Origin of the sequence: Microcoleus sp. T2B6, from assembly GCF_036700475.1 — a bacterium.
Taxonomy (GTDB): Bacteria; Cyanobacteriota; Cyanobacteriia; order Cyanobacteriales; family Microcoleaceae; genus Microcoleus.
Map to the genome: position 1 here is coordinate 74,739 of NZ_JAUBOZ010000019.1, position 10,078 is coordinate 84,816.

Sequence of the window (10,078 nt, forward strand, 5' to 3'; positions counted from 1 at the left end):
CTTAACCATCTTAGCGCTGCCGATCAAATAGCTGGCATCCAAACTCAAGAATATCAAAGAATAGTCAAATAAGTTTCCGTCGGCCCGTCGGGCAAAACCTTCAAACTTTGATTTTTCAAATCTATTTCAATTCCCAGCGCTTCCATCGGAATCACACCTAAAAGTGGCGTTTTCCCCTCTGGCAATTCCAAACACTCAAAAGTCCCTTCGCGCCCGCACAGAGAAATCGAAGCATCCCGAAAAATTTTCGCCTCACTAATACCCGTTGCAGTCTCAACAACCACTTGCTTGAGAATTTTCAAACCCAGTCTGGCGATGACATCTTTAGGCAAACACAAAGTTGTCGCGCCCGTATCCACCAAAACATTTTCTAGAGTAACAGACCTGACTTGCTCGATGGGAATCAGACCATCTTCTGCTTTCCCTTCATCCAGCCGATTCGTAATTACTAGGGTTGTGATAACTTTTCCCATTGGAGTTTCCGTAGTTGTTTCCATTACGATCAAATTATCATAAATTGCTGCTTTAATTTTAGCACATAGTTCCACATATTTTAGGGCAATACGGTTCATTTAAAACTGTTTATTCCCCGGAGATCCCCCTAAATCCCCCTTAAGAAGGGGAGTAGGGGTTGACTTTGAGTAAGTTCTTGTCCCCCCCTTCGTAGGGGCGGTGCCCCCGTGCCCGCCCTTGGCTAGGGGGGATCGGGCTTAACTGAAGCCTATTGTATTGTAGGGCGATGCACTCCCCATTCGGCACCGCCCACCTGACGAATAGCTCTAGCTAAATCATCAAATTATTGCACCCCAATAAATTTGTGAGTTTGCAAAGATAGCCTGTAACTAGGATTTTGTTTCAGAAGTTCCAAAATAATGGGAATTGCGGATTTTTTTGACTTCCATTCTGGTTGCAAGAACACCGGAATATTCACATTATTTTCCAAATGCTTGTGATAAAATTCAACTTCTTCGCCAGTGCTAACCACTAACTTAATTTCATTTGCTCTCGTCCAAAAAAGCTCTTGCACCGGATATTTAGGATTGACGTGTTCCTTCGGAGAAAGAGTAATCCAAGCCTGCGGGGAAACATCCTGCCAGCAAGCACCCGAAGTTTCAATACTCACCTGCTTGTCAGCTTCTAACAAAGCTTCAACTAACTCAGGCAAATCGCGGTGAATGAAAGGTTCGCCACCAGTAATGACCACCCTCGGAGACTGCAATTGAGCGAGCAATTGGGCGATCGACTGCGGCACAGACGGCAAACCTTTGCCCCCATTTGCGTAGCCTGTGTCGCACCAAGGACACCCCACAGGGCAACCTGCCAATCTAATAAAATCAACTAAAGTCCCCGTCCAGTAACCTTCGCCTTGAACGGTACACTGAAAAGTTTCGTGAATTGGTAATTTTACCTGTAAATTAGACACCCGAAGTTACACCTCTGATTAACTAAAAAATACATCATTCTGTAGAGTGCGCCCAGCGCACCTTACTCTATAATTTTGAGTTTATAGGGTGCGCCCCGCACACCTTAGTCTATATATAAAACTGACTTGTATATTCTTGAATAATTAGCAGTTTGTGGCAATTTAAAAATGAACCGCAAACCGCAAACAACTCTTTAATTATGCTGTTCCGGTTCCATCATAGTAGCCCAACGGCGTTTCAAGGCCAAAGTCAGTCCGTCAGCAATGGGGACAACACTGAGAGTAACTCTGGGATCGTTACGCAATTTGTCGTTGAAACTACGAATGGCGAGGGTGCTTTCGTCTTGTACTTGAGGATCAGCAACTCGTCCAGACCACAGAACATTGTCAATTACAATTAAACCGCCATTGCGTACAAGTTGCAGCGATCGCTCAAAATAAGCCTCATAATTTTCTTTATCGGCGTCGATGAAGGCAAAATCAAAGGTTCCAGCTTGTCCCTCGCCTATTAGTTTGTCGAGAGTATTTATTGCTGGGCCCAACTGCAACGAAATCTTATTAGCCACGCCTGCTGCTTCCCAATAGCGTCGTGCGATCGTAGTATATTCCTCGCTGACATCGCAGGCAATAATTTGACCGTTAGGAGGCAGCGCTAAAGCTACGCAAAGCGAGCTATAACCAGTAAAAACGCCAATTTCTAAGGTTTTGGTCGCTCCCATAAGCTGCACCATGAGCTCCATAAACTGACCTTGTTCGGGAGCAATCTGCATCATACCCATAGGATGCTTAGCAGTTTCTTCCCGTAGTGAAGCGAGAATATCGGGTTCCCGCAGAGAAATAGATAACAGATAATCGTAAAGTTTATGTTCTAGGCCAAGAGTTGAGTTCGTCATCGGTTTGTCCTTGCTGCTGACTTTTGATTTGAGATTGTAGACGCCCTGTTAATGGAAATCGCAGAATGTAGAGTTAATTTTGGCATCTATTTTGCTGTGGCTGATGGCAGGTTGCAGTAGCAGTGTGTCGGTTACACAGAGGCCACTTGCAAAACGCACACTCTACTTCCAAATCAGTTTATCTCAGCTACAGGTGATTTAGCATATCTGGAAAATAAAAATGGATAGAGGGAGTGTTTTGAGATTCCTGGTTTTCTAGCACCGTGTAACGCCGTTAGTGATACCAGTTCAAAAAATGAATGCAACTGTAGACAATCTGCAAACCCATACATAATCAGCCATTCCCCATCTCAAATCTCAAATCTCAAATGGTATGAGTTGGGGAGAATGTGACTTCATCCTGATTACTAAGGAATGAGAATTAAATAACTTCCACTCTTGAAAGTGGGATAGGCGTCCCGCCCGTCCAAAAAGGACGGGCGGGACGCCCATCCCACAATAACAACTAAAATTGTAAGTTATTTAATTCGCGCTCCTAACTAGATGAACTGCGAAAAACATAAGTATGTCATTGCCAGTGAAATGAAGCAATCCCAAAGGTTGTGATTCGTTTACATTTTGTTACAGTGTCATTTTTTTTGTGCCCCTCTACTTAATCGTCAATGAGTAATTCTTGAGGGCTTATATCATGTCCGATCGATTATCCCTAATACGGTAGGGGCGGGTTCACGAACAATATCTGCCAATAATTGACAATCTCAAAAACCCGCCCTTTTAATCGATCCCAAACCAAAAAACCGTTTCCTTTAACTATTATGGATGGGTTCAAGCCCGTGTATGTTCCTGGAACAAACCAGGCGTCTGGAAACCCTTGTCTCCCGGAGTATTACTAATCACTAATAAACTGGGTTCAATAGGACGATTTCTTAACTGTCACACCTTATGAATCCATACCTAAACAACCTACCCCAAATCTCAACTACCTTGCACGATTGAGGTAGAGCAAGTATTTGTGGGAAAAAACAGGTTTATCGCAACCCTTGGCCTGCACTTTTACTCATAACTAATGAACCGGGATTAATAGGACGCTCACTTAACTGTCACAGTTTATTACTCCAGACCTAAACCACCTACCCACAATCAAAACAACATTCTACCAAGGCGATCGCTATGTATTACACTTTCGCAGGTTTTGGTGCCGCCACAGGCATATTTTTGCTGCTAGTTTTTGCCATTCTGCAATGGCTGCACGTCTCCGCCGGCAGTTTTATTGATTGGATAATTGCCATTGCTATTTTTGAATGGCTGTTGTTAATAGTTACAGTTCCCTGGAATATCCATTTTGAAGCTAAAGAAGTTTTAGCACAAGCCGCAGAATCGACTAAAAAAAACATTGCTGTCGATCAGGAACAAGTCAAATACGTTACTGTATTAGTTAGCCGATCGCTCTTGGCGGCGATCGCACTTCACCTGTTTAGCGCGATCGCACTTTACGCCCTAGCCGCCGCCGGAATTAGTGCTATTGGCTATCTCAGTTCCGCTGCTGCACTGCTGTTAACTGTACTGCGTCCAGCTATCCGAGGTTATCAGTATTTAGCCCAACGGCTGACAACTATCCGCCGCCAATTTTTGTACCCCCGTGAAGATATTGTCGAACTCCGCAGCCGCTTTGCAGTATTAGAATCTACAGTTAAAGATTTAAGCAATCAATTAAGTTCAGACAATCCGACTTCGCGGGTGGCTGTCCAAAATCGGGAACGGGAAGCTATCAGAAGAGAATTAACTACTTTATCCGCATCTCTACAATCTTTGCAAGTAACAAATCAGGCAGAACACACTAAACTGAGAAGAGATGCAGAAAGTGCGATCGCCCAACTCACCGATGACGGACAATTTCTCAACCACGTCCGCGAAATCATCCGCTTCTTTAAAGAATCGTAAAGTCAGTTGATAGTTGACTGTTGACAGTTGTCTGTTGACAGTTGACTGTTGACAGTTGTCTGTTGTCATTAGTTACCAATGCCCGATGCCCGATGCCCAATTCCCAATTCCCAATCTTTAGATAGATGCCAAATAGTCGCAAATAGTGAAAATTTTAATAAAAACAGAATTTTCTCACTCTTGAGGAAGACTCAATAAAGGTATTTTCCCTAACCGCAATTTTTCGCAAACTATAACCAAAGATAGTTTGTGAATGAGCTAGCTTGGGATTAATATTTAAACATAAGCCAAAGACCTTTTTGAAAAGATAACTCAGGAATAAATCATGACTAATCGCCAACCAATACCCCCCAAAGAAGAAGTTAGCAAATCAACACCGGCCGACGAACAAATCGAAGCCAATATGGAAGCCCCCCACTACGACAGGGGCATTACTCCTGCGGAGACAGCAGCGCGGCAAGACCGCGAAGGCGCTAACTTCATGCACACAACCACCGAAGCGAAGCAGAAAAGTGCAAAAACTGATGACCAAACCGATGACGAAAGCATTCACACCACAGATGGTTATACAGTAGACCGAGAAGGCCTGGTTAACAATTACGCGGTCGAACCGGAAATGTACATCAACGAACCGGGCGATTTGAGAGCAAAAGAAGAAGCCGAAGCTGCAGAACGCGCTCGAATTCTCGCAGAAATCAAAGATAAAAAAGGCGAAGAAGGAAAACTGACAATGGATGCAGATACCCGCGGCAAAGGGCCGGGCATTATCTAGATTGTGTGGTTGGTAGTTGCGTTTCAGCGCGCGAGGTTGCAACTGCAAAGCACAGGGGCGGGTTTTTATAGTTCCGGCAATTATCGATCGATATTTCCGGTAAAACCCGCCCCTATTTTGTTTTGCACATCTGTTTTTTGAGTTGAGAGGTTACATTTGAGATATTGCACCAATATCAATAATCCTTTTTTGGGCGGGCAGGATGCCCATCCCACAAGAAAACTCATTTTTTGTGGAACAGGCATCTTGCCTGTTCTTGAGAATGGTGCAAAATGTGAGTTACATCCTACATCTCTCAATTACCGTATCAATCGGCAAGTTTTCACACCCAGCTCAAAAACGCCTTAAAATTACTCAAGCTTTAACATTTTCCCTCAGCCAATTAAACTTAGCCTCAGCTAGCGCCAAATTTTCCAGAACGTTAGGATTGATATCCTCGCGTTCAAATTCTGGTTGATCTAATTCAATATTGCGACCATATTCTATATGTCGGATCGTACCGCGCATCCTATCTGCCAGACACAGTGAAATGCCATAATAAAACCGGGAAGCAAAGCCCATATCGTTTTGAAGTTTGATTACTAACTGCCGCCTAGGAATTGCCAGCAAGTGAGTTTCTTCGATCGCCTTTACCGTTGCTAAAGGAGGGCGAGCGTCAATGAAAGAGACTTCTCCCACCAGTTCTCCGCTGGCTATTTTAGCGAGCTCTCTAGTCCGCTCAGCCTCGATTAAAACGCTCAAACTCCCCTTCAAAACAATGTATAGCGCATCTATCTGTCTCCCTTCCTGGATCAAAATCCCACCCGGATCTAGAACTTCCTTTTTGCCTTTTTGAACGATCCAGTTGATATCGTCATTATTTAACTGGCTCAAAATAAAAAGTGCTTTTTTTCTGCTGCTGTCGGCCATAAGTTTTAGCTCTCGATCGCTTCTTCTTTATATAAAATTTAGATGGGCGCGATCGCAACTTCTTCCGAAGCAGTCCTCGCTGAATACAGTTTTTTTATCCTGCCTAACTTCTTCGCAAAACCCCTATCGAGCAGGCTTTGCCCATAGCAAATGAATCACACTGAATCATAATCTCTAAATACTAGCATTTGTTAAACAATCTTCTTTAACTCGATCGACCTCCCCAACATCCCGCGAAATTCGCGTCTCAAAAGCAATTGGGTTCACCCGCCCAGCTTTGGTGCCGGATGGGGCGCGGTAGACAATGCTCCGCGCCCAGTCTTGCTCACTAAATCGATCGCAAATCAGGATAGCCGGCCAACATATCGTCAGCAGTCAGAGTGTCCCCGTTCGCTTGAGGAGTCCACAGCACCTCAACCGCCAGCAACTGCTCGCTCGATACTCCCCCAATCTGGCGCAAAGCTTGGCGCAAATCTTCAGAGTTTTTCACTGCTGGCAATTGCAATTTACCTTGAGTACCCACAATCACCGTCACCACAATAAATTCCCCAGGATCTGAATTCACATCAGAAGCCACCAGCGCCCCATTTTCCTGCAAACCTGGCAGGATATTGCTGCTCCCTGCTTGCCGGAGCTGATTGTTATAATTCGAGAGCGTTTCTTCAGTAAATTTACTGCGTTCTGCCAAAGAAAGTTGATTAAACTTAGCTTCGGCTGCTTCCAAGCGAGTTTGCACAGATTCAGCGCCCGCGTAAACCCAGTATTCAGGATGCCGCAGCAGCGCCAGAGTAGATTCTTGCAGCACTTGAGCGCGACCGGCTGCTGTATCGGTATCCGCTTTTCGCGCTAGGGCGTCGAGTTCGGCTTGCAAACCACGGGCCTCTGCTAGCAAACCAACTTGCAAGCGGGCGACAGATACAGTGGTAGTAGGGGCACTGTTGCCCAGTTCGTCAGTTCCGCCCCCGGCGCGACGGAAGCTTTGGACAAGGAAATTAGCGATCGAAATAAAAATCAAAATCGAGAATAGGCCACCAAACCCGCCCCCAAAGCCAAAAAACGGCAGTAAGAACGGGAAACCGAAGCCGCCGCCAAAGCCGCCACCATAGCCGCCGGGGTAGTAGCCTCCTCCCGACGGCGCGTAAGTGCGACTAGGAGACGAGTAACTGCGCGCCGGAGCACTAAAAGATCCGCCGCCGATGCGTCCGCCGCTGCGGGCAGCCAGAGCTCCATCAGCGTTACCGAGGGCTAGCGTCAGTACCAGACCGATCGCAAATAGTGATTTCAAAAGCGGTTTGATCTTTGAAATTAGTTGCTTGTACATAAGACCGTTACTATTCGATACATTTATAATTTACAGTCTATCCTCGCTTCTGGGCAGCCTGGTTATAGGTGTGAAGCCAGCGAGATATCCGTACCAACCGATCCCACCACAGTTATGCCTGAGTCTGCAAACGAGAAAAGCTAGAAAGGACTTGCATTCCGATGCGGAGAACAATAGACCTCTGGAATAATTATTGTGGAACAGGCATCTTGCCTGTTCAAGACTTGATTTTCACTTCTAGGTCTAATCGACATCGCGGGTTTTACAGAAGTTTACTTAAGTCCAGGGCGATCGGCCAACAATAAGCTCTAGACTTTTAAAGAAACGCCGCGAGTCCTCAAAAACAGGGCTTTATCTACCGTAAAAAAAACATTATGTTTCCAACTCACCGCCCCCGCCGCCTCCGCAACCATCCCCAACTCCGCCGGATGGTACGCGAAAATATCTTGACCACCAGCGATTTAATTTACCCCCTATTTGCCGTACCGGGGGAAGCTTTTGCCAAAGAAGTCACATCGATGCCCGGAGTTTACCAGCTATCGGTAGACAAAATAGTAGAAGAAGCAAAAGAAGTCTACGACCTCGGCATTCCCGCTATTATTTTATTCGGCATTCCCGCAGATAAAGATACAGACGCGACAGGTGCTTGGCACGATTGTGGCATCGTTCAACAAGCGACGGAAGCAGTTAAAAAAGCTGTACCAGATTTAATCGTCATGGTCGATACTTGTCTGTGCGAATATACCAGTCACGGTCACTGCGGCTATTTGGAAGTCGGAGATTTAAGCGGCCGCGTCTTGAACGATCCCACACTAGAATTGCTGAAGAAAACCGCCGTTGCTCAAGCTAAAGCCGGTGCAGATATTATCGCACCTTCGGGAATGATGGACGGTTTTGTCGGAGCAATTCGCGAAGGATTGGACTCCGCTGGATTTGAAGATATTCCCATCATGTCTTACGCGGCAAAATACGCCTCAGCTTATTATGGCCCATTCCGAGATGCAGCAGAGTCTGCTCCGCAATTTGGCGATCGACGCACCTATCAAATGGACCCCGGAAACGGCCGCGAAGCTCTGAAAGAAATTGCTCTCGACATTGCCGAAGGCGCAGATATGCTCATGGTTAAACCCGCTTTAGCTTACATGGACATCATCTGGCGCGTGAAGGAAGCAACTAACCTGCCAGTTGCTGCTTACAACGTTTCTGGCGAATATGCGATGGTGAAAGCCGCCGCCCTCAACGGTTGGATAGACGAAGAAAGAGTAGTGATGGAAACTTTGACAGGATTCAAGCGTGCTGGTTGTGATTTGATTTTGACTTATCACGCCAAAGACGCCGCCCGCTGGCTGCAAAACTGATTCACTTGATTTGAGATTAGACTCCACACCACAATCTTCGGGTGTTCTTGTGGAGTCAACACCTCTCTCGATAGATGATTTTTGAGCAATTAGGCAAGACACTAGCTATAGCTTACACTTACCGATAAACGACGCCTCGAAACCGGGTTTTTACCGTTTCAGTGGGCTGTAACTGAGATATTGCACCATTCTCAGGAACAGGCAAGATGCCTGTTCCACAAGAAAATTCACTCTTTGTGGAATAGGCATCTTGCCTGTTCGTAAAAAGCTTATTGACAATGGTGCAACATTTCAGTTGTAACGAAGTATTGCTATGAAAAAACCCGGTTTCTCTGTAGACAAACTCCCACCCCTAAAAAATCAGTCATTCCCCATCTAAAATCTCTAATCTCAAATATCAAATGGTATGAGTTATAAGTTGGGAATTTTGAGTCAAAGACTTTTTTTCAAAATTTACCCCAAAAAGTATTAAGGAGCACCGAAATTAGTTAGAAAATATGTATGAATAAAAATAGTTTTGTAAATGGGGAATTCAACCATTGATAGTTCCCAAGCAAAATCAACTTTCACTCGTGTAAAACAGTAAAAGTAACACTGTTGAGATACAAATTCAAGGCAGATTGAGCATGACATCAACGACTAGGGATTCCAGTCACATTCAATTTTGTATAGGTCGCGATCGCGCCGACATCGTACAGATCCAAGAACTATTTAAAGCCGCCGCCTTTTGGGCGAGGGAACGCAAGATAGAAGATTGGGAAATTGCGATCGCCAACAGCGAACCAGTTGTTACAGTTTGGGACGGCTCACGGGCGATCGGCTTTGCCAGAGCCACCTCAGATGGCATCTATCGAGCTACCATCTGGGATGTCGCCATTCACCCGGATTACCAAGGTGCAGGACTCGGCCGCAAATTAGTGCAAACCGTCTTGAGTCACCCTCGGATGTGCCGAGTAGAGCGAGTTTACCTGATGACAACTTACAAACAAAGCTTCTACGAGCGCATCGGTTTTCAGCAAAACGCTAGCACCACAATGGTACTTGAAAATCAGCTTCTAGAAGAGAATCTCGAATTAGAAATTAGCAACGGCGAATTGCTAACTGCTAATTGTTAAATCCGCACAAAAATTGCACCAAAATCTATAATATGTAGGGTGCGTCGCAGCGCACCTTACTCCCTATAAATAATTTCCTTCTTTCATCTTCCCTCGAACCTCTTCCCGCCTCCGTTACATCTGTTAAATCCTTTGCCCTCTTTCCCACCTGCGTTACATTTCATATGTTGCACCATTCTCAATTAGCCTTTTAGGAACAGGCAAGATGCCTGTTCCACAATAAAATTCATCTCTTGTGGAACAGGCATCTTGCCTGTTGCTTACAATGGTGCCTGTTCCACAATAAAATTCATCTCTTGTGGAACAGGCATCTTGCCTGTTGCTTACAATGGTGCCTGTTCCACAA

The 10,078-nt window shown here is 45.3% G+C and carries 10 protein-coding genes; 4 read left to right on the forward strand and 6 right to left on the reverse strand.

Annotated elements, in window-relative coordinates:
* Positions 1 to 53: 53 nt before the first annotated feature.
* From QUA00_RS11350 to QUA00_RS11360, 3 genes are all read right to left on the reverse strand, one after another.
* Entirely contained in the window at positions 54 to 497 is a 444-nt protein-coding gene (locus QUA00_RS11350; protein WP_333409677.1) for a retroviral-like aspartic protease family protein, read from the reverse strand.
* 299 nt (positions 498 to 796) lie between these two features.
* Positions 797 to 1,423 (reverse strand): 7-carboxy-7-deazaguanine synthase QueE, encoded by a 627-nt coding sequence (locus tag QUA00_RS11355; RefSeq protein ID WP_333145151.1) that lies wholly within the window; start codon positions 1,421 to 1,423, stop codon positions 797 to 799.
* A 194-nt stretch (positions 1,424 to 1,617) separates the two neighbouring features.
* Entirely contained in the window at positions 1,618 to 2,316 is a 699-nt protein-coding gene (locus tag QUA00_RS11360) for a class I SAM-dependent methyltransferase (protein ID WP_333145150.1), read from the reverse strand.
* A 1,170-nt stretch (positions 2,317 to 3,486) separates the two neighbouring features.
* On the opposite strand from QUA00_RS11360, the gene QUA00_RS11365 reads away from it, so the two are divergent.
* Positions 3,487 to 4,257: a hypothetical protein gene (locus QUA00_RS11365; protein ID WP_333409659.1), complete on the forward strand. Its 771-nt coding sequence runs from the start codon at positions 3,487 to 3,489 to the stop codon at positions 4,255 to 4,257.
* Between the two features lie 325 nt (positions 4,258 to 4,582).
* Positions 4,583 to 5,029: a hypothetical protein gene (locus tag QUA00_RS11370; RefSeq protein WP_333145148.1), complete on the forward strand. Its 447-nt coding sequence runs from the start codon at positions 4,583 to 4,585 to the stop codon at positions 5,027 to 5,029.
* 80 nt (positions 5,030 to 5,109) lie between these two features.
* Here QUA00_RS11370 and QUA00_RS11375 read toward each other — a convergent pair whose 3' ends face one another.
* The 3 genes from QUA00_RS11375 to QUA00_RS11385 all read right to left on the reverse strand — a co-directional run bounded on the left by QUA00_RS11375 (position 5,110) and on the right by QUA00_RS11385 (position 7,259).
* Positions 5,110 to 5,274: a hypothetical protein gene (locus QUA00_RS11375; protein ID WP_333409660.1), complete on the reverse strand. Its 165-nt coding sequence runs from the start codon at positions 5,272 to 5,274 to the stop codon at positions 5,110 to 5,112.
* Positions 5,275 to 5,383: 109 nt separating this feature from the next.
* Positions 5,384 to 5,938, reverse strand: a complete 555-nt coding sequence (locus QUA00_RS11380; protein WP_333409661.1) for a cyclic nucleotide-binding domain-containing protein — start codon at positions 5,936 to 5,938, stop codon at positions 5,384 to 5,386.
* Between the two features lie 328 nt (positions 5,939 to 6,266).
* The gene (locus QUA00_RS11385) at positions 6,267 to 7,259 is read right to left on the reverse strand and encodes a DUF1517 domain-containing protein (protein ID WP_333409662.1); all 993 of its coding nucleotides are present in this window, start codon (positions 7,257 to 7,259) and stop codon (positions 6,267 to 6,269) included.
* 374 nt (positions 7,260 to 7,633) lie between these two features.
* Here QUA00_RS11385 and hemB point away from each other — a divergent pair, with 374 nt between their 5' ends.
* The gene (gene hemB, locus QUA00_RS11390; RefSeq protein WP_333107810.1) at positions 7,634 to 8,617 is read left to right on the forward strand and encodes a porphobilinogen synthase; all 984 of its coding nucleotides are present in this window, start codon (positions 7,634 to 7,636) and stop codon (positions 8,615 to 8,617) included.
* 626 nt (positions 8,618 to 9,243) lie between these two features.
* Positions 9,244 to 9,732 (forward strand): GNAT family N-acetyltransferase, encoded by a 489-nt coding sequence (locus QUA00_RS11395; protein WP_333053288.1) that lies wholly within the window; start codon positions 9,244 to 9,246, stop codon positions 9,730 to 9,732.
* Positions 9,733 to 10,078: the final 346 nt, after the last annotated feature.

Coding starts and splice junctions, on each gene's coding strand:
- QUA00_RS11350 (WP_333409677.1), bottom strand. CDS start 497: ATGGAAACAACTACGGAAACTCCAATGGGAAAAGTTATCACAACCCTA.
- QUA00_RS11360 (WP_333145150.1), bottom strand. CDS start 2,316: ATGACGAACTCAACTCTTGGCCTAGAACATAAACTTTACGATTATCTG.
- QUA00_RS11365 (WP_333409659.1), top strand. CDS start 3,487: ATGTATTACACTTTCGCAGGTTTTGGTGCCGCCACAGGCATATTTTTG.
- QUA00_RS11370 (WP_333145148.1), top strand. CDS start 4,583: ATGACTAATCGCCAACCAATACCCCCCAAAGAAGAAGTTAGCAAATCA.
- QUA00_RS11375 (WP_333409660.1), bottom strand. CDS start 5,274: ATGCCTGTTCCACAAAAAATGAGTTTTCTTGTGGGATGGGCATCCTGC.
- QUA00_RS11380 (WP_333409661.1), bottom strand. CDS start 5,938: ATGGCCGACAGCAGCAGAAAAAAAGCACTTTTTATTTTGAGCCAGTTA.
- QUA00_RS11385 (WP_333409662.1), bottom strand. CDS start 7,259: ATGTACAAGCAACTAATTTCAAAGATCAAACCGCTTTTGAAATCACTA.
- hemB (WP_333107810.1), top strand. CDS start 7,634: ATGTTTCCAACTCACCGCCCCCGCCGCCTCCGCAACCATCCCCAACTC.
- QUA00_RS11395 (WP_333053288.1), top strand. CDS start 9,244: ATGACATCAACGACTAGGGATTCCAGTCACATTCAATTTTGTATAGGT.